Source organism: Pedobacter terrae (assembly GCF_900100705.1).
Taxonomy (GTDB): domain Bacteria; phylum Bacteroidota; class Bacteroidia; order Sphingobacteriales; family Sphingobacteriaceae; genus Pedobacter; species Pedobacter terrae.
On the sequence record NZ_FNCH01000024.1, the window covers coordinates 41,235 to 61,212 of the forward strand.

Genomic DNA, 19,978 nt, shown 5'->3' on the forward strand with positions numbered 1-19,978 from the left:
AATGGAGTCCGGCAACCATTAAAAACGGGGCGTAACCGAAAGGCCATAAGAGTAGGAAACACACACACACAAAACACACAAATGAAAAGAGTTTTAAACATTGCCGCTGTTTCAGCGACACTGCTGCTATCTAGCTGCGCCACTATTTTTACGGGTACAAAACAAACCGTTCAAATCAATTCCAATCCTCCAGCCGCTACCATCGAAGTAGACGGCATTAAAGCAGGCGTTACACCAATGGCTGTATCCTTAAAAAAAGGATTTACCGGACAAACCATCAGTTTAAAATTGGATGGTTACGAAACCAAAACATTCCAACCGGAAACCACATTTAATGCAGTATCTGTGGTAAATTTTCTATTTCTACCAGGTTTTATTATTGATGCTGCTACAGGTGCAATGATGAAATACGACCCAAAAGTTTACGAATTTACGTTAGAACCTAAGAAAGCGAATTAATCAATTGCCTAATGGTCATAATTCTTAAGGCCAGATTTCCGTAAGGAATCTGGCTTTTTACATGCTGACGTCTTTACGTCTTGACATCAATATATATATAGTATTTTTGAGTATGAGAACTATAACATTGGATATTTTAAATGACAAAGCATTAGATCTTTTAAGAGATTTGGAGTTACTTAAAGTCATTCGTTTGAGAAAAGATTCTAGTGCTCAGGATATCTCCATTAACGATCTGATTTCAAAATATAAGGGCTCAATGCAAAAACAACCAATCTCGGATGTAGATGATCAGTTAAATAGTATTAGAAACGAATGGGAATAAATACCTCCAATTTTTTATAAACCGGTCGTCATCTCGACTGAAGTGTAACGAAATGGAGAGATCTATTTCGAGACAGATTTCTCGGCTAAATTGCACTCCGCTCGAAATGACGTTACGAGGAGACTCTAGCTAAAAATGAATAATTGTAGCCTGTCACCCCAAATTCTTTTTACAGAACTGAACCCCTGTAATAACTATTTTATTAAAAAAGCATAAATTTTTGAGTTTCGGAATTTTTAAGATTTTCTCCCAAATCATAACCATTTGCTTAACCCATAAAGAATGCCGATTTTTGCAACGATTTCGGCATTCTTGTTGTTAAGAAGATGGAGAAGATACATCCGCTTATCAAATGCCAATTATTTTGCCCATGAAAACAACATTAACTTTTATATCCTGCCTGCTTCTTACTATAACTGCTTTTGCACAGAAAGGCGAAGTAACTGTTATAAAAGACCCTTTAATAGATAGTTTAATTGCCAAGCGGCTGGAGGTTTACAAATCTTCAGGTGAGGTAAAACCAGGCAAGCCGATTGTTTCATCCTACGGTTACCGCGTACAGATTTTTTATGGCTCAGACCGGCGCGAGGTTTTTAACCAACAGGCACGTTTTAAAGGAATGTATCCTCAGTTAAATACTTACCTTACTTATAAAGAGCCCAACTATTATGTTCGTGTGGGCGATTTTAGGAGCCGATTAGAGGCTCAGCGCCTGATTAACGAACTCCGACCAACCTTCCCTACACTTTTTATTTTTAGGGAAAAAATAAATGCACCAACTTTAGATACCACAACAACCAATGATCAAAAATAAAGTACAGGAACTGGCCGCTCACATTTTTAAAGATGTAGTAGGTTATCGTCAACATATTCATGCCAATCCCGAATTGTCTTTCAAAGAATTCGAAACTTCACTGTTTATCAAGGATAAATTAAAAAAATGGGGGATTGAATATACCGACTGTGCCAATACGGGTGTGGTGGGTTTAATTAAGGGCAACAAGCCGTCCGATAAAGTTATTGCTCTACGTGCTGATATGGATGCATTACCCATTCATGAAGCTAACGACAAGCCCTATCGTTCCAAAAATCATGGTGTAATGCATGCCTGCGGACATGATGTGCATACCTCTTCACTTTTAGGAACAGCTTATATCCTAAATCAAATGAAAGATGATTTCGGTGGAACCATTAAACTGATTTTTCAGCCTGCTGAAGAACTTTTACCAGGTGGAGCAAGTATTATGATTAAAGAAGGTGTACTTGAAAATCCAAAACCGCATCATATTGTTGGCCAGCATGTAATGCCCTTAATTGATGCCGGTAAAGTAGGTTTCCGTTCGGGTATTTACATGGCCTCTACAGACGAACTTTATGTTACCGTAACCGGAAAAGGCGGTCATGGTGCACAACCTCATCAAAATATTGATCCTGTTGTAATTGCTTCACATATCATTATTGCATTGCAGCAGATTGTAAGTCGCAATGCAGATCCGCGTATTCCATCGGTTCTGTCTTTTGGTAAAGTAACGGCCAACGGTGCAACCAATATTATCCCTAACGAGGTAAAAATTGAAGGTACATTTAGAACCTTAGATGAAAACTGGCGAGACGAAGCACACAAACGCATGAAAAAAATGGCAGAAGGTATTGCCGAAAGTATGGGCGGAAGCTGCGATTTTGATATCCACCGAGGATATCCATTTTTAATCAACGAAGAAAAACTAACCGCAAATGCAAGAGGCTTTGCAGAAGATTTTTTAGGTAAAGAAAACGTGGTTGATTTAGATATTTGGATGGCTGCCGAAGATTTTTCTTTCTACTCGCAGGTAACAGATGCCTGTTTTTATCGTTTAGGTACTGGTAACGTAGCAAAAGATACGCAATACTCGGTGCATACGCCAAGATTTGATGTCGATGAAGATGCTTTGAAAATATCAACCGGATTAATGGCTTATATTGCTTTAAAACAATTAGGTAATTAAGAGGGAAGATGTAAATAGGTAAGATGGGTGACGGAGACGTTACAATTTCATCATCTATCTTCTATCATCCGTTTTACGTTCTCCAACTTAAATCATCCATTACACATATCCATCTTAAATGAAAAAAATATTTCTGCTTTTATTATTAATTCCATTCTTTCGTCAAGGTTTTACGCAAGAAATCAACCGCTTTAATCCGGATACCATTAAAACGATTGTACTCGATTCTGCTGTAAATATTAAGGCCGAAAAGTTGAATGTAGAAACGTTTATCAGAAAGGTGATGTATGATACTTCCTTTTATCAGTCGTTTAGAGATATGAAACGTTATACTTTCATTGCCGAAAACAGGATTTACAGCTACGATAAAAAGAATAAGGTGGATGGAAAAATTTATCGCAAAATTCGCCATAACAATAGTGGTCCATATAAAATGGAGTATCTGGTAAAACAAGATACCGGAAAAATTTATAAAAGAAACGGAAAATACCAGTTGTATACTGTAGAAATGTTCGATTATATTTTTATGAACGCTTATAATACTGATTTTGTACCTAATGCACCCAAACCTGATGGGAAAGGCGGAACAAATGAAAGTTATAAGGATAAGCTTAAAACGTTAATCTTTAATCCTGGCCGTCCGGTAAAAGTGCCTTTTATTGGAAATAAAACTGAAATATTCTCGGCCAATATGCGCCAGTATTATGATTATGGCTTTACCAGCGGTACTTATCTTGATTCTATCCCCGTGTACCGTTTTAAGGTTTCCGTTAAGCCTGATTTAAGCAGCTGGACAAAAGATGGTATCATGATCAAAGAACTGGTTACGATTTTTGACAAGCGGAATTTCAATATCCTTGGCCGTTATGTCGACATGAAATACAGCAATATGTTGTTTGATTTTGATGTGCAGATGAATATAGAAATGGGTTATTTCGGAGACGATAAATTACCGACCAAAATTACTTATCAGGGTAACTGGGATTATCCTTTCAAGAAGGAGGAAAGAGCAAGTTTTCTAATCGTACATAAAGATTATAAATTGGAAAAAGCTAAGTAATCACTTAAGATAAGCTATTTAAGATATCGAACTCAGGATCTTTCCAATTGTAGGATTTAGGAAACAGGTTCCACCACTTGTTTAAAATCGAGCGTTACTCCGACGGGAGCGCAGTCCCGAATATTCCAGAGAGAAATCTTTGAACTATGTTTATAAAAAATCCTTAGATTTATTTTCTTTGATCAAAATAACACAGCTTAAAATAACCTAACCAATTATACATGATGAAAACAGTTATAAAAACGAGTATTTTACTAAGCTTTTGCTTAATTGCATTAACCTCAATGACATTTAAACCCAAACGGATTATCTTTTTTGGTGATTCCATTACCCAACAGGGTGTTTCAAAAAACGGATATGTAACCCTGATCAAAAAATCGCTCGATTCTACTAAATACGATATCATTGGCGCAGGTATTGGTGGTAATAAGGTTTATGATCTTTACCTGCGTTTAGAAGATGATGTATTAAACAAGAAGCCAGATTTAGTGGTGATTTATGTGGGCATTAATGATGTGTGGCATAAACAATCATCTCATACCGGAACCGATTATGATAAATATTTAAAGTTTTATCAGGCTTTAATTAATAAAATTCAGGGTGTGGGCAGTAAAGTAGTATTGGTTACCCCATCGGTTGTTGGCGAGAAAAAAGATGGTACCAATGAGTTAGATGCCGATCTGAATAAATATGCAGAGGGAATTAGAGCGCTGGCGGCAAAAAACAATCTTCCTGTATGCGATTTAAGGAAGATTTTTTCGGAATATGAAGCAAAAAATAATCCGGAGGATAAGGAAAAAGGTATTTTAACCGTTGATCGGGTACACTTAAACGAAACGGGAAATAAATTGGTGGCTGATCAGCTATTGCCTTTGGTTAAATAATAGGTTTTAAACCGCAAAGTTCGCTAAGTATTCCGCAAAGCACACAAAGAAATTTTCTCTGTTATCTTTGTGGTTAAACAAGCCGATTCTTCATTGCGAACCGAATAAATATATTTTACATTAAAAGAAAGGTAAAAGCCCCTTAAGGGGTTTGGGGTTATGATAAACCGCGAAACGATAGATAAGATAATGGATACCGCCCGTATTGAGGAGGTAGTTGGGGATTTTGTGCACTTAAAAAAACGCGGAACCAGTTTAATTGGTAATTGCCCTTTCCATGGCGAAAAAACGCCTTCCTTCCACGTATCCGTAACCAAAGGGATTTACAAATGTTTTGGCTGCGGTAAAGGAGGCGATTCAGTGCGCTTTATTATGGATCATGAAAAATATTCATATCCGGAAGCACTTAAGTTTTTAGCCAATAAATACAACATAGAAGTAGAGGAGGCCGAACTTTCGCCCGAGGCTGCCGAAGCACAGAGTGCCAAAGAAAGCCTTTACATCGTATCGCAATATGCTGCTACCTTCTTCGTTAAACAGCTTTGGGAAACAGACGAGGGTAGGGGTATAGGTCTGAGTTATTTTAAAGAACGCGGTTTTAGAGAAGATATTCTAAAAAAATTCGAGGTTGGTTATTCTCCCGATGTTTGGGATGCGATGACACAAAGCGCAACTAATGCGGGGCATAAATTAGAATTTTTAGAAGCCACCGGCTTATCAATCAAAAATGATAATGGGAAAATTTACGACCGTTTTCGCGGACGTGTGATGTTTCCCATTCACAATTTTACCGGTCGGATTATTGGTTTTGGAGGCAGGACCTTAAAAACAGATAAAAATGTACCTAAATATGTAAATTCTCCTGAAAGCGAAATTTACCACAAGTCGAACGTGCTTTATGGCTTGTTTCATGCCAAAAAAGCCATCCGCGATTTAGATAACTGCTATCTGGCCGAAGGTTATGCTGATGTACTTTCCGTCCATCAGGCTGGCATAGAAAACGTAGTGGCTTCTTCAGGTACTTCGTTAACGGTAGAGCAAATTAAACTAATCGGACGGTTTACCCAGAATATTACCATTCTTTTTGATGGCGATGCTGCTGGTATTAAAGCTTCTCTCCGTGGTTTGGATATGATTTTGGAAGAAGGTCTGAACGTGAAAATTGTTTCCTTCCCCGATGGTCACGACCCTGATTCTTATATGCATCATGTGGGAGCTGGCGCATTTAAAACCTACCTGGAGCAGAATAGAAAAGATTTTATTCTTTACAAAGCAAATGTACTGCTTAAGGATGCCGGTAATGATCCGATCAAACGTGCAGGTATTATCCGGGATATTGTAGAGAGTATTGCTAAAATTCCTGATCCGATTAAAGCTTCGGTTTTTATCCGGGAGTGTAGCAGCCTGCTCGAAATTGAAGAGCATATTCTACTGAGCGAACTCAATAAAATGCGTTCGGCAAAGCTCAAAAAGAGTTTTGATAATAACCAGCGGGCAACCCCTTCCTCAAATCCGAAACCATACAATTCAGGCCCGCCAGAACCGCTTGGTCCACCAGATGATTTATGGGATGATAGTGCCGGCCCAATGGGTTACGAACAGCCTGTAGAGGAAAATGAGCATCAGGAAAAGGAAATTGTACGTTTATTATTGGCCTATGGACACGAATTTGTTAACTGGGATAAAATTGATGATATGTACATTGGCCCATTTATCATGCAGAATCTGAGTGATGTAGAATTTGATGACCCGCTTTGTAAGAGAATTATTGATTATTATAAATCTGAAATTGACAACGGCAGATTACCAACTTCGAACCACTTTGTTAAACATGAAGACCGGGACATTGCCGATCTTGCCATTACGCTTTCTACCTCTGAATACGCGCTAAGTGAAAACTGGTTGAATAAACATCTTATCTATGTTAAAGATGAATCAATGAATTTAAAGGCAACCATTTTAGGCGGCATTTTTCACCTTAAAAAACGTAAAGTTGAAAAAATATTGATGAACCTGTTAAAAGAGATAAAGGAAGAAAAGAACGAAGATAACCAAATGATCTTAATGCAACGTTATGGCGTGATTAAAGGTGTAGAAAGGGAAATTTCGAAATTTTTGGGTTCTGTTATTGTTAAATAAATTAAACTTCACTCGAAGAAATTAACAATATTCGTCGCCCTGATCCGATAGCTATCGGATTTATTTCAGGGTCTTTATAGCGGGAAAGATGCTGACCACGTAGTAGCTACAAGACAATTGAAATCACTAGCTACTTGTAAAATAAATCCGATAGCTATCGGATCAGCATGACGATTTGCTTAAAAAGGACTATAAATTCAATAATTAAAACACTCACTCATTCAATAATCACAAAGGATGGCGTTTCACAACGATTTAGGCAGAGCAGGTGAACGGATTGCGAAGCAATACCTGGAGGATAAGGGATATGAGGTTTTAGATGAAAACTGGACTCACGGTAAGGCTGAGGTAGATTTAATTGTATATAAAAATGGTATTATGGTTTTTGTTGAAGTTAAGTCCCGCAGTTCGGTTGCTTTTGGCGAGCCAGAAGAATTTGTGCAAAAATCAAAACAAATTCAGATGGAATTGGCAGCTAATGCCTATATTGAAATCATGAATCATCAAAATGATATCCGTTTTGATATTATTGCGATTACCTTTACCAAAAATAAAACTTATAATTTAAACCATATAGAAGATGCGTTTTGGCCTGAAGATTAAACATATTAAAAAATTCATATTTATCGGAACAGCACTTACATTTGTAACTGCATGTAAAGAAATTACTACCACAACCTATCGTAACTTTGTTTCTCCCTTAACTGGTCTTAATGTACCATCAGGAAATGAATTTGATGTGAAAGTGCAGTTCGGCGACGATCAAAAGGTAGATTCAGTAGTATATTTAATCGACACGATCAAAGTTGCTTCAAAAACCGATACTTTGGCGCTTAAACTTAAAACCGAAGGTCTAAAGCTTGGTAATCACCTGTTAACTGCAAAAGTATTTGGTGAAGGAAAATCAGAAGATATCACTTCAAATATTAATGTATTGGCAGCTCAGGCGCCTACAGAATATACCTATAAGGTAATTAAGAGCTTGCCTCATGATACTGCTTCGTATGTAGAGGGTTTAGAATATCATGACGGCTTCTTTTACGAAAGTGCCGGTGATTATGGTCATTCGAGCCTACGAAAGGTAGACCCGGCAACAGGAAAAATTCTTCAAAAAGCAGATTTAGATAAGCAATATTTTGGCGAAGGCATGACCGTAATCGGAAATAAAATTATTCAATTAACGTATCGCGAAAAAGTAGGTTTTGTTTACGATAAAGCTACTTTCAAAAAAATATCAGAATTTTCTTATACCACTGGAAGAGAAGGCTGGGGTTTGGCTTTTGATGGAGAAAAAGTGTTGAATACCGATGGTTCAAACACGATCTTTTTTCTGAATAAGGATACTTATCAAAAAATTGGTTCGATCGATGTTTTTGATAATAAGGGGCCGATCCAAAATCTGAATGAACTTGAAGTGATTGATGGTAAAATTTATGCAAACGTCTATACTACGAATGAGATCATGATCATTAATCCACAAACGGGAGCTGTTGAAAGTAAGATCGATTTGTCAGGACTGTTGCCAGCAGATTATTTCAAAACTGAAGATGAAAAAGCCAATAATGTATTAAACGGAATTGCGTACGATAAGGCTGGTAAAAGGCTTTTTGTAGCCGGCAAGAAATGGCCGCATATATTTCAGATCGAGTTGGTGAAGAAATAACTATTTCAATCATATCTCACTTGAGCTTATCGAAATACCTTAAATAAGTCGTTCGACAGGCTACAATTGACAGAATCCAGTAGTGCGGTCTTCATCCGATAGCTATCGGATCTCGCGCATGCGGGAATCTTAATGCAAGCGCTTTAAGATTCCCAATCAAGTGGGGAATGACGATTCTCAAGGAATATTACCTAATAGAATTTATCCGATAGACTCTTAATCCTTTTTCTTAGGCTCTTCTAAATATCCATTAAAAATAATGGGCTGTTTATTTATACTGCTGGCCGTTAACGAAGCATAACCGTTGGTTGAAATGTTTATCGTGAACCGATAATTTTCTCTTATCACATCTTTTGTTTCAATTTGGATGGTGTACATTCCTTTTTTATTCTTCGATTCCTTGTAGGCGAACTTTTTCGAAGTAAATTTAATTCCCCCTTGTGTCGGATCCATCGGAGCAGAAAAAGATCTTCCAAAATAAGGTAGATAAGCCACAATACTGTCTTTGGTAACCTTTACATCATATTGCGAGCCGGTTAGGTTTATCGAAGAGCCTGCCTGACTGCCTGGCATCGCTGCCAGTATTCTGTTAATATCATTGTTGGCCATTGGAGTAGCTGTATTGGCCACAAAAGTATAGTTTTTGTCCGCTACAATTTTTATGGTGGTTTCCTTATCGGTTTGGGCAGAAGATTGAAATCCGATTGAAAGGAATGTAAGGCTCAATATTAAATTTAAGTATTTCATAATGTGTGTTTTAAATGTGTAACAATTTAAAGATGCACAGATTTGAAAGATTCCATAATAGTGCCAAAAATGAAACGTAACGTAAATAAAACGTTTTTTGTTTTTAATTAAGGGTTTATCTTTTCCGAATAACCCGATTTGTATAATGGATTATTTTTCTCCGTTTCGGAAGCGCCCATGGCTGTGAATTTATACTTGCCTGCAGATAGGTTATTCAGTTCTATTTCACCATTTTCATTTGTAATTAAGGTGATTAAATTTCCGCCAGGATTTTTACCACCTTTAATAACTATTCCTCCAATTGGTGATCCTGCTACCCGTGATTTGGGATTGGTGGAAGGGACCAAAATGATAAATTTATAATTCCCGGAGCCGGCATTGTTAAATTCTATCTCGCCATTTTGGTTGGTTACCAGCGTAACCATATTGCCTCCAGGATTCTTGTCCGCTTTTACTACAATTCCGCCAATAGGTTGTCCGGACACAAAACTCACCTCTCCAGTAGTTACATCTAGTTTGCCTTTGATGGATTTCATGATACAGGGGAAATGTGATTCCGGATAATTTAGTTTGCAATAATCACAGTAATGCCCTTCAGGTGCCTGCTTCCTTAATTGTTGCGTATTTGTTTCTTTGGTTGCCGGTTGTATAGCAGTTCCTTTAACTTGAGCCAGAATAGTTAATGAAATAAATAGTGGAAAGATTGCTAAAGCAGCTCCTTTTTTCATAAAATTTGGTTAGAAAAGTAAAATTAATCAAAAAATATGGTTCTGACCAGTATTGGCCTGTTTTGACATTGGTGTCAGTTATTTCTTTTTTGATGCTTTTGCAAAGGGGTTAAAGTCGAGGGCAAGTTTAACCCAGAAATCAAGTTCATCATTTCTGACTAAAACATCTTCTGATACCGAAATATAACCCTTCATCGGTCTGCCACCCATGATCATTTGGTGCCATCCATCTTTATGAGATAAGTTTTCTAAAGTATTTGGATCAAGTCTTACCATCATACTTTCTCTGGAAATACCAATACACATTTTACCGTTCACCATAAACACCAATCCTGAGAACATTAATTTTTCATCCACGTCAGGTAAATGCATTAATCGTTCGGCCACACGGAGGGCCAGGGTTTCGTTATATGTTCTCATAGGTTATACTACGGCATTGGATAAACAGAAACAATTTAATCTTTAACTTTCCATTCGCAAAAAAATAAATTAATTAAATTTGCAACATGTTGTTAAACTGCTATCAGGAAGAATTATTAGAAGCCGGGTGTGATGAAGCGGGAAGAGGTTGTCTTGCCGGGCCTGTTTTTGCAGCGGCAGTAATATTGCCCAAAGGTTTTGTACTCGAGGGCTTAAACGATTCCAAACAACTCTCTCATGAGCAAAGAGCGTTGTTAAGACCAATTATTGAACAAGAGGCTCTTGCCTGGGCGGTAGCCTCTTGCGATCACGAAGAAATCGATCGCATTAATATTTTAAATGCCTCATTTTTGGCTATGCACAGAGCCATTGAAAAATTACAAACACAGCCGCAATACCTGGTTATTGATGGAAACCGTTTTAAAACCTATCCTCAGATTCCACATAGTTGTATTGTAAAAGGCGACGGTAAATACCTCAACATTGCAGCAGCTTCCATATTAGCGAAAACGCATCGTGATGAATATATGACCAACCTACATATAGGTTATCCTCATTACAATTGGCAGCAGAATAAAGGATACCCAACCATTGCACACCGTAAAGCTGTACTCGAAATAGGCTTATCGCCTTTTCACCGCAAAACTTTTAATGTGAGCGCACCTCAATTAGAACTGTTTTCAAAAAACGCCTAAAATTTCGTATTTTCACCACGTTGTGAAAATTTTGTTGATTACTAAGCGGGTTCCCTTTCCGCCAAATAGTGGTTATCCGATTGTGGTATATAACACCATAAAAGGTTTGCTGCAACTTGGTGCAGATATTACATTGTTTAGCCTTAACCCAACAAAAGGCCGTATCGATATAGAAGATATTTATGACCCTATTTTTGAACAGATTAAATACCATACCTATGATTTAGATACTGATGTAAATGTGTGGTCGGCTTTTTTTAATATTTTCACTAATGAATCGTACAATGTTTCCCGGTACTACAGCGAAGATGCTGCGCGGCAGCTGGAAAATCTCTTACGGGAAAATGTATTCGATATTATCCAGTTCGAAGGTCTTTTTGTGGTGCCCTATTTAGATGTGGTTAAAGCAAATAGTAATGCAAAGCTGATTTACCGGGCACATAATATCGAATTTACATTGTGGGAACGTCTTTCGCTTTCAGAAAAGTTTCTCATTCGGCGCAAATACTTGGCTTTTTTGGCACAACGGCTTAAAGCTTACGAAACGGATCAGATTAACCGCTTTCACCACATTTTTGCCATTTCCGAACCCGATCGTCAAAGTATATTAAGGTTTGGTTGCGAAATTCCGATGTCGGTTTTTCCCGTTGCCATCGATTTGGAAAAATATAAGGTAGACAAGACCAAAACCAGTTTTCCTACGCTTTTTCATTTGGGTGCAATGGATTGGCGACCCAATCAGGAAGGTTTAGAGTGGTTTTTAGATGATATCTGGCCGGACATTGAAAAGTTAAATAAAGATCTCCGGTTTTATATTGCGGGGAAAAATATGCAGAAACATTTTTTCGAATATGATTCAGAGAACCTGATCGTAGAAGGAGAGGTGTTTGATGCCGTAGAGTTTATGAATTCTAAAGCAATTATGATTGTGCCCTTAATTTCTGGTACCGGAATGCGGGTGAAGATTATTGAAGGCATGGCGATGAAAAAATGTATCATTGCTACAACCACTGCAGCTGAGGGAATTAATTACAGGCATGGACATGATATCTTAATTGCTGATTCTGCAGATGAATTTTACCGGTCAATCTTACAATGTGTCATCAATCCTAAACGTTGGGCAGAAATAGGAGAGAACGCCAGGAAAACAGTCGAAAATGATCATGGCGTGCATTTAATCTCTAGTAAAATGCTGAAGATTTATGAGGAATTGGTGAGTGCATAGGTAGATTTATTGAGTTGACAACTTTTAATAAGCATCAAGAATGAAAGTTGCCAAATCTGGGAATCTTTTTAATAGATGCTGAAACGAGTTCAGCCTTACGGATGAATAGAAAAATCACCTTGAAACGCCCTTAAAATTAACCTCAAAATTTTGTCTTTTTCTTAGTAGTTTTGCCCACGGAGCATAAGAATGAAATCACCATAATCGTGGTTTAAATTATAATCACTTCATTATTCATAAAAAAAATAAAATTTACGGATGAAAAACACCGCATTAACAGAAAAACACATCGCTTTAGGCGCTAAAATGGTTCCATTTGCAGGTTACAATATGCCTGTTACTTACGAAGGTATTAATGCCGAACATGCAACAGTTCGTAATGGAGTAGGTGTTTTTGATGTGAGTCACATGGGTGAATTTATTCTTAAAGGCGAAAATGCATTAGACCTGATTCAAAGCGTGACCAGTAACGATGCTGCCAAGTTGTATGATGGAAAAGTGCAGTACTCTTGTTTGCCAAATAAAGATGGTGGTATTGTTGATGATCTTCTGGTTTATAAGATAGACGATAAAACCTATATGTTGGTGGTAAATGCATCAAATATCGAAAAAGATTGGAGCTGGATACAGCAATTTAATACAGAGGGTGTAGAAATGCACAATATTTCCGATCAAACTTCTCTTTTAGCCATTCAAGGACCAAAGGCGGCGGATGCTTTACAAAGCCTAACCGAGGTTGATCTGGCTTCGATGGAGTATTATACTTTTGTGAAAGGCACTTTTGCTGGTATTGATAATGTGGTGATTTCTGCAACTGGCTATACCGGTGCAGGTGGCTTTGAGATTTATTTCGAAAACCAATATGCTGATCAGATCTGGGATGCCATTTTTGAAGCTGGTGCGCCATATAACATTAAGCCAATTGGTTTAGGTGCACGCGATACTTTACGTTTAGAAATGGGTTTCTGTTTATACGGAAATGATATTGATGATACGACTTCGCCAATTGAGGCCGGTTTAGGTTGGATTACTAAATTTTCCAAATCTTTTACTAATTCAGAAGCTTTGTTAGCACAAAAAGAAGCGGGTATTCAAAAGAAACTAGTGGGCTTTGAAATGATCGATCGTGGCATTCCGCGCCATGATTATGAAATTGCTGATGCCGACGGAAATATTATCGGTAAAGTAACTTCTGGTACGCAGGCCCCTTCTTTGCAAAAAGCAATCGGGATGGGCTACGTTGCAAAAGATTTCGCTAAAGAAGGAACCGAAGTTTTTATTTTAATCCGTAATACGCCAATTAAAGCTAAAGTGGTTAAGTTTCCTTTTTATAAGTAAGAACTATAAGTTAAAGCAGCAATATTTTTTGAAGTAATGGAACTGGAAGAAAATAAATATAATGAGCTGCTTTACCAAATTGGATCAACTTTAAAAACGGCGAGGCAGAATGCGATAAAAGCAATTAATTTTGAACTAATTATTGCCAATTGGAAAATTGGAAGATATATTGTTGATTTTGAACAACACGGCAAACAGAGAGCCGAGTACGGTAAAGAATTGTTGGTAACGCTTTCTGCAGATTTGAAGTTGAAATTTGGCAAAGGATTTAGCCGGTCAAGTTTGCAGCTTATGCGGTTGTTCTATATAAACTATCCCAAATTTCAACCCTTAGCAGATGAAGATTTAATTCGCCAGACACCGTCTGGCGAATTCTCAAAACGCCAAACACCGTCTGGCGTTTTACTAAGCTGGAGTCATTATGCAGAACTTCTAACGGTTTCTGATGAACTCGCCAGAAATTTCTATGAAACCCAGGCCATAAAAGAAAATTGGAGTTTTAGGGAGATGAAACGCCAGATTGATTCAGCTTTATTTCAAAGGCTTGCGCTCAGTAAAGATAAAAGCGGTGTACTTACTTTGGCTAAAAAAGGACATATACTCAATAGTACTGACGATTTGGTACGAGACCCCTATGTGTTCGAATTCTTAAACATCCCGGTGGGAGGTATCATTAAAGAATCTGGACTAGAAAAAAAACTTATTGATAATTTACAGAAATTTTTGCTGGAGCTTGGTAAAGGTTTTTCATTTGTTGCCAGGCAGTTTAAAATAACAGTAGATAACGAGCACATGTTTGTTGATATTGTATTTTATCACAGAATATTAAAATGTTTCGTACTTATCGACCTGAAGACAAAAAAGGTTAAGCATCAGGATATTGGGCAAATGAATTTTTACCTTAACTATTTTAAGGAAGAAGAAAATGTTGAAGGTGATAATGACCCGATCGGGATTATTATTGCTGCAGATAAAAATGAATTTTTGGTTAAATATGCTACAGGAGGACTTTCTAATAAAATATTCGTCTCCAAATATCAACTCTATTTACCTGATCAAAAACTTCTGGAAGAAAAGGTAAAAGAAATAATTAATAAATAATCTCGTCAAATGTCAAAAAAAATAGAAGTTTGTTTAACGCCAGCCTTGATCGATTTATACGATATTGAGCAGAGCATTGTGGTAGTGATCGATATTTTAAGGGCTACTTCTTCTATTACCTATGGGATAGATAATGGTGCTGAAGCAATTATTCCGGTAGCCCAGGTTGAAGATTGTTTAAACTATCGCGACAGCGGATTTTTATTGGCCGCAGAACGAAATGGAGAAGTTGTAGCAGGTTATGATTTCGGTAATTCGCCATTCTCTTATACGCGAGAAAAAGTAAATGGAAAAACGGTTGTTCTAACCACTACAAACGGTACTAAGGCTTTGCATTTGGCACAGAAAAGGGCCTATCAGGTAGTGATAGGATCATTCTTGAACTTAGATTCTCTTTGTCATTATTTGAAAAGCCAGGATAGAAATGTGCTTTTACTTTGTGCAGGCTGGAAAGATCAATTCAATTTAGAAGATACGCTTTTTGCAGGTGCGGTGGTCGGCAATCTTCGCCAGAATTTTGAACATTTTGATGATTCTAGTGTGGCTGCCGAAGATTTATATGGCTTGGCTAAAGGAGATCTGAGGAAATACCTTTACAAATCATCGCATAGCCATCGCCTGGCTCAGTTAAATATAGAAGATGATGTTGTTTTTTGTTTACAGCTAAATCTGTGCAAAACAATTCCGGTATTGGAAGGCGAACGTTTGGTGGCCTTAAAAAATTAAATTCTCTGTAGTATAGTTATTGTTCGCGATAAAATCGCAATTCTCCTCATTCCCGTTACAAACGGGGGACGATAGACTTTTTAGAAAAAAAATATTAGGAAAATCAATTTCTTATTTTGTAATTAATTCAGAAATGGTTGGACTGTTTTTAATGGTAATTAGGGCTTCTTCGTGTGCCAGCCAGTAAATGTCTTCTGCCCGTTTCATGTCGAATGTACTAATGGCCCCTAAACCTTTAGGTTCGATCAATACATTGCAAAATCTCGCTTTTCTCTCCATATCATGATTGATAGACATGATACCTGCACGGCCCATTAGATTGGTGATACCTGTTATTTTATCAACTGGTTTAAGGTGGTTACAGGATGAGCCTATAATAAAATCGCAGTCGTCCATTAAAGGTTCAACCGGAAAATTATTTAAAATGCCGCCATCCACATACATCTGACCATCGATCATAATGGGTTTAAAAATGCCAGGGATACAACTTGAGGCATGAATAGCCCTGATTAGTGGTCCTTTTGTAAAGTAAACCAACCGGCCTTCGCTAAAATTTACAGCAGCAATGGTTAAAGGTATTTTTAGCTTATCAATTGAATCTTCAGGGAAATATTCTTTTAAAATTAAAGCAGTATTTTCAATATTAATTAAGCCCAGCGAACCCACTGCCGGACGTACAAAACGCCAAAGTTTTGTTTTAAGGAAAATACTTAACCCTTCTTCCGGATCTATACCTGCCGCAAAAAAGGCTCCGGCAATGGCTCCTGCACTTGTTCCGCTAATATGACTAAAGGTAATGCCTAAATTACTAAAGGCCTTTAAAACGCCTAAATGCGCTATCCCCCTAATACCTCCGCCTGATAATACAATGCCAACTTTCATTTTTTATGGGTTAATTGTTCGAACTGTTTAATCGGTTAACTGATATTGCTAACTGAAAACTACTTCTGTTGTTTCGGTTTATACTTCGATTGATCTAAAATTTTCTGCGCATCATGATCTGCCATTAACTGTTGCAAAGTAATATCAGGATTCGTTTTCATATATTTTTTAACGATCTGCCACCCCATCCATACGCCCAATTTTGGTGCCGAATCTCTATTTTCGCCTAAACCTGGCGTAAAAGGCCCTTCAGATAAAAATACCTGGATTTTTTGATAGTCGGTTTCATACAGATAATTGTTCTCTAAAAAATATGCCCAAATATCCCCTTCAAAGTTTTGTGCCCAGTCTAACTGCTGTTGGGTATATCCGATTTTGGTAGAATCGCCTACATTTTCGGGCAAAACCTGGTCAAGAAAGTATAAAATCTTTCCCTGAAAAATCATTTTAGCTAACAAAGTTCTATTATCATCAGGCTCTGCGAAAAGCTCTTCATGTGCATAGGTTTCAGTTACACGGGGCACAATATATTCTGGTGTAAATCTCCTGGAAAGATATAACGGCACACTTTGCACAATAGCCCGGTAAAATTTGCTGTCTTTGCCCAGAAACATGTCTAAACCAATTCCCAGATAGTTATCGCCTACTGGCATCTGGTAAGCAAAACCTGAGGTAAAGGAAATGAATTTTGGAATCTTTGCCTTTGGGTAATAATATTTAATGTATTTAAAAGTCTCGTTTAAACCCTCTTCCTGTGCTTTTAAATTTGGAAAAACACTATCAACTTCCTTGCTTAAATCGATGTAGGCCTGATCGTGGTATAAATTAGTCAATGATTCGGTGTTGGAATATTTACTGTCTAAAATCCGATGGATAAAATCATCATAAAACACGCCATATTTTAAAGCAAGTTGTTTATCTATATCAATCACATCTTTGTTTTTTCCATTAAAGAGCTCCTGATCAAATCTTTCAACTTTGATGTTTACCTGTATATTGCTTACATCTGGACGGTTGCGATGTCTGCAGGAAATAAATGTGATGGCAAAAAGAAAAATTAGATAAATTTGCCAGTGTTTTACGTTATACATCATGTATCACAAATATATATAAACACCTATAGCATGAAAAGAATATCAACCATTTTAATTTTATCTGTTTTAAGTTTTGGCGCCTGGGCGCAAAATTCACCTTTAACCAGTTACGGGTTCAGGTTAGGTTTAACTGCTACCCCAACATTTGGTTGGATTAAACCCGAGCAGGGAAAAACAAACGGAATAGGTTTGGGCTTTTCTTATGGATTAATTGGTGATTTTAATTTTGCGCCAAATTATAGTTTTTCTACAGCGCTGACCATTACTTCTATTAATGGTAAAAGTACAGAGGCCAATGTTTTACCTTATTATGCACCCGGTTCTGCACCTAAAGCTTACGATTTAAAATATAAATTACAATACATAGACCTGCCTTTAACCATTAAATTAAAAACTGTAAAAACTGATGGAAAACGTTGGTATGGCCAGTTCGGCTTGTCTAATTCAATCAACATTAGCGCAAAACAAGATGCAGTTACAGGCGGGACAGTTGTTGGCGATAATTTAAACGTATCTGACCACATCAAACTTTACCGTGCCGGGTTAATTATTGGTGGAGGCGGGGAATTTGATATTTCTGGCAATACCAGTATTGTTGCCGGTTTAACTTTTAATAATGGTTTTACTAATATTGTAACAGATAAAGCCAGAGATGTTAGGAGTCATTATTTAGCGCTTAATTTCGGCGTATTCTTTTAATCTGGATAGCTGTCTTGATACTTGATACTCACTACTTGATACATTAAACATGAAAATAGCTTTAGCACAACTTAATTACCACATCGGGAACTTTGAGGCCAACACTAAAAAAATAACCGAAAATATTCAATTGGCGAAAGACAAAGGAGCTGATCTGGTTGTTTTTGCAGAATTAGCTATCTGTGGTTATCCCCCAAGAGATTTTCTGGAATTTGATGAGTTTATAGCCTTGTGCGAAGGCGCAGCTCAGGAAATAGCAAAGCACTGTACGGATATTGCCTGCATTGTTGGCTTGCCGATTAAAAATGAAGTATTACAGGGAAAAGACCTGTATAATGCCGCTTATTTTATGGAGGAAGGAAAAATTAAGGCAATTGTTAAAAAAGCCTTATTGCCAACCTACGATGTGTTTGATGAATATCGCTATTTCGAACCTGCCACACAATTTAACTGTATTGATTTTAAGGGTAAAAAAATTGCTTTAACCATTTGCGAAGACCTTTGGAATATTAATGATAATCCATTATATGTTTCAAATCCAATGGACGAGCTGATTAAAGAGCAGCCCGATGTAATGATTAATATTGCAGCATCACCTTTCTCTTATACCCATGATGATGAACGTATAAAAGTATTGGCTGATAATGCAAAAAAATATCACCTGCCTGTATTTTATGTAAACCAGGTTGGTGCGCAGACTGAGATTATTTTTGATGGCGGTTCTTTGGTCTTCGACGCTGATGGAACCATGAAAGCGGAAATGAAATATTTTGAAGAAGATCTTCAGGTATTTGATCTGGAAGAGGTTGAAAATGTGCGGAATAAACATCCACAATCGGAAAGATTAACGGATATTGAACAAATTCATGATGCGCTGGTTTTAGGGATAAAAGATTATTTTAAGAAATCTGGTTTTAGTAAAGCTGTTTTAGGCCTGTCTGGCGGAATTGATTCGGCTGTGGTTTGTGCACTGGCCTGCCGCGCATTAGGTGCAGAGAATGTAATGGCTGTTTTAATGCCATCTAAATTTTCATCCGACCATTCTGTACAAGATGCTTTAGATCTGGTTAATAATATTGGTTGCATGCACGAAATTGTGCCAATTAAAGACGTTACCGAGGCTTTTGATCATATGCTGGCACCCGCTTTTAAAGGTTTGCCTTTTAACCTGACAGAAGAAAATATCCAGGCTCGGATTCGCGGCATCATAAACATGGCGATGAGTAATAAATTTGGCTATATTTTATTAAATACCTCTAACAAAAGCGAATGTGCGGTAGGCTATGGTACGCTTTATGGCGATATGTGCGGTGCAATTGGCGTTATCGGTGATGTATATAAAATGCAGGTTTTTGAGCTGGCCAAGTACATTAATAAGGAATGCGAGATCATACCCATTAATACGATTGTTAAACCACCTTCGGCAGAATTGAGACCTGATCAGAAAGATTCAGATTCTTTGCCTGAATATGAAATCCTCGATAAAATATTATACCAGCACATCGAAAAAAAACAAGGCTCAAAAGCCATTATTTCGCAGGGTTTTGATGAAGCATTAGTATTGCGAATTTTAAAGATGGTCAATATAGCCGAGTTTAAACGTTACCAAACACCACCTATTTTAAGGGTATCGCCTAAGGCTTTTGGTATGGGAAGAAGGATGCCAATTGTAGGAAAATATATGGCTTAGGTTGTTTCTAAAATTGTAATGTTGGAGGTTCGAAAGTTTTTTTGATTAGTTTAGTCGTTAGTTAACTTGTTTAACAGCAGCTATAAACCTCACAGGTTTTTAAAACCTGTGAGGTTTA

Annotated in this window: 21 protein-coding genes; 16 read left to right on the plus strand and 5 right to left on the minus strand. The window is 37.3% G+C overall.

Features of this window, described 5'->3' with window-relative positions; all coding sequences use genetic code 11:
* Nucleotides 1–81: 81 nt before the first annotated feature.
* From BLR60_RS21505 to BLR60_RS21545, 9 genes are all read left to right on the plus strand, one after another.
* Nucleotides 82–459 (plus strand): PEGA domain-containing protein, encoded by a 378-nt coding sequence (locus BLR60_RS21505; protein WP_143009109.1) that lies wholly within the window; start codon nt 82–84, stop codon nt 457–459.
* 112 nt (nt 460–571) lie between these two features.
* A complete protein-coding gene (locus tag BLR60_RS21510) occupies nt 572–784 on the plus strand; it encodes a hypothetical protein (RefSeq protein ID WP_090502604.1) in 213 nt (70 codons plus the stop codon).
* Between the two features lie 370 nt (nt 785–1,154).
* Complete coding sequence (locus BLR60_RS21515; RefSeq protein WP_090502602.1) at nt 1,155–1,598, plus strand: SPOR domain-containing protein; 444 nt, start codon at nt 1,155–1,157, stop codon at nt 1,596–1,598.
* Nucleotides 1,585–2,769 (plus strand): M20 metallopeptidase family protein, encoded by a 1,185-nt coding sequence (locus BLR60_RS21520; protein ID WP_090502600.1) that lies wholly within the window; start codon nt 1,585–1,587, stop codon nt 2,767–2,769. The genes BLR60_RS21515 and BLR60_RS21520 overlap by 14 nt, the downstream gene beginning before the upstream one ends.
* A 118-nt stretch (nt 2,770–2,887) precedes the next feature.
* Nucleotides 2,888–3,829 carry a hypothetical protein gene (locus BLR60_RS21525; protein WP_090502598.1) on the plus strand — a complete coding sequence of 314 codons (942 nt, stop codon included), beginning with the start codon at nt 2,888–2,890 and terminating at the stop codon, nt 3,827–3,829.
* Nucleotides 3,830–4,050: 221 nt separating this feature from the next.
* Entirely contained in the window at nt 4,051–4,713 is a 663-nt protein-coding gene (locus BLR60_RS21530) for an SGNH/GDSL hydrolase family protein (protein ID WP_244155700.1), read from the plus strand.
* Nucleotides 4,714–4,872: 159 nt separating this feature from the next.
* Nucleotides 4,873–6,852 carry a DNA primase gene (gene dnaG / locus BLR60_RS21535; RefSeq protein ID WP_090502593.1) on the plus strand — a complete coding sequence of 660 codons (1,980 nt, stop codon included), beginning with the start codon at nt 4,873–4,875 and terminating at the stop codon, nt 6,850–6,852.
* Nucleotides 6,853–7,089: 237 nt separating this feature from the next.
* A complete protein-coding gene (locus BLR60_RS21540; protein ID WP_090502591.1) occupies nt 7,090–7,455 on the plus strand; it encodes a YraN family protein in 366 nt (121 codons plus the stop codon).
* Entirely contained in the window at nt 7,433–8,515 is a 1,083-nt protein-coding gene (locus BLR60_RS21545) for a glutaminyl-peptide cyclotransferase (RefSeq protein ID WP_090502589.1), read from the plus strand. Before BLR60_RS21540 ends, BLR60_RS21545 begins: the two co-directional genes overlap by 23 nt.
* 216 nt (nt 8,516–8,731) lie before the next feature.
* Here the strand turns inward: BLR60_RS21545 and BLR60_RS21550 are convergent, their stop codons facing one another.
* From BLR60_RS21550 to BLR60_RS21560, 3 genes are all read right to left on the minus strand, one after another.
* A complete protein-coding gene (locus BLR60_RS21550) occupies nt 8,732–9,262 on the minus strand; it encodes a DUF4251 domain-containing protein (RefSeq protein ID WP_090502587.1) in 531 nt (176 codons plus the stop codon).
* A gap of 107 nt (nt 9,263–9,369) precedes the next feature.
* Complete coding sequence (locus BLR60_RS21555) at nt 9,370–9,990, minus strand: carboxypeptidase regulatory-like domain-containing protein (RefSeq protein ID WP_090502586.1); 621 nt, start codon at nt 9,988–9,990, stop codon at nt 9,370–9,372.
* A 78-nt stretch (nt 9,991–10,068) separates the two neighbouring features.
* Nucleotides 10,069–10,410: a TfoX/Sxy family protein gene (locus BLR60_RS21560; protein ID WP_090502584.1), complete on the minus strand. Its 342-nt coding sequence runs from the start codon at nt 10,408–10,410 to the stop codon at nt 10,069–10,071.
* An 86-nt stretch (nt 10,411–10,496) separates the two neighbouring features.
* On the opposite strand from BLR60_RS21560, the gene BLR60_RS21565 reads away from it, so the two are divergent.
* The 5 genes from BLR60_RS21565 (at nt 10,497) to BLR60_RS21585 (ending at nt 15,495) form a co-directional block, all read left to right on the plus strand.
* A complete protein-coding gene (locus BLR60_RS21565; RefSeq protein ID WP_090502583.1) occupies nt 10,497–11,105 on the plus strand; it encodes a ribonuclease HII in 609 nt (202 codons plus the stop codon).
* Nucleotides 11,106–11,127: 22 nt separating this feature from the next.
* A complete protein-coding gene (locus tag BLR60_RS21570) occupies nt 11,128–12,330 on the plus strand; it encodes a glycosyltransferase family 4 protein (protein WP_090502581.1) in 1,203 nt (400 codons plus the stop codon).
* Between the two features lie 258 nt (nt 12,331–12,588).
* A complete protein-coding gene (gene gcvT / locus BLR60_RS21575) occupies nt 12,589–13,668 on the plus strand; it encodes a glycine cleavage system aminomethyltransferase GcvT (RefSeq protein ID WP_090502579.1) in 1,080 nt (359 codons plus the stop codon).
* A 36-nt stretch (nt 13,669–13,704) separates the two neighbouring features.
* Nucleotides 13,705–14,769, plus strand: a complete 1,065-nt coding sequence (locus BLR60_RS21580) for a PDDEXK nuclease domain-containing protein (protein WP_090502577.1) — start codon at nt 13,705–13,707, stop codon at nt 14,767–14,769.
* A 9-nt stretch (nt 14,770–14,778) separates the two neighbouring features.
* Nucleotides 14,779–15,495, plus strand: coding sequence for a 2-phosphosulfolactate phosphatase (locus BLR60_RS21585; RefSeq protein ID WP_090502575.1), 717 nt, complete (start codon nt 14,779–14,781; stop codon nt 15,493–15,495).
* A 111-nt stretch (nt 15,496–15,606) separates the two neighbouring features.
* Here the strand turns inward: BLR60_RS21585 and BLR60_RS21590 are convergent, their stop codons facing one another.
* Nucleotides 15,607–16,377: a patatin-like phospholipase family protein gene (locus tag BLR60_RS21590; protein WP_090502573.1), complete on the minus strand. Its 771-nt coding sequence runs from the start codon at nt 16,375–16,377 to the stop codon at nt 15,607–15,609.
* Nucleotides 16,378–16,436: 59 nt separating this feature from the next.
* A complete protein-coding gene (gene gldB / locus BLR60_RS21595; RefSeq protein ID WP_090502571.1) occupies nt 16,437–17,471 on the minus strand; it encodes a gliding motility lipoprotein GldB in 1,035 nt (344 codons plus the stop codon).
* Nucleotides 17,472–17,501: 30 nt separating this feature from the next.
* Here gldB and BLR60_RS21600 point away from each other — a divergent pair, with 30 nt between their 5' ends.
* Together BLR60_RS21600 and BLR60_RS21605 are read left to right on the plus strand one after the other, a co-directional pair.
* Entirely contained in the window at nt 17,502–18,170 is a 669-nt protein-coding gene (locus BLR60_RS21600; protein ID WP_090502570.1) for a porin family protein, read from the plus strand.
* Nucleotides 18,171–18,219: 49 nt separating this feature from the next.
* Nucleotides 18,220–19,860, plus strand: coding sequence for an NAD+ synthase (locus BLR60_RS21605; RefSeq protein ID WP_090502567.1), 1,641 nt, complete (start codon nt 18,220–18,222; stop codon nt 19,858–19,860).
* The last annotated feature ends 118 nt before the right edge of the window (nt 19,861–19,978 follow it).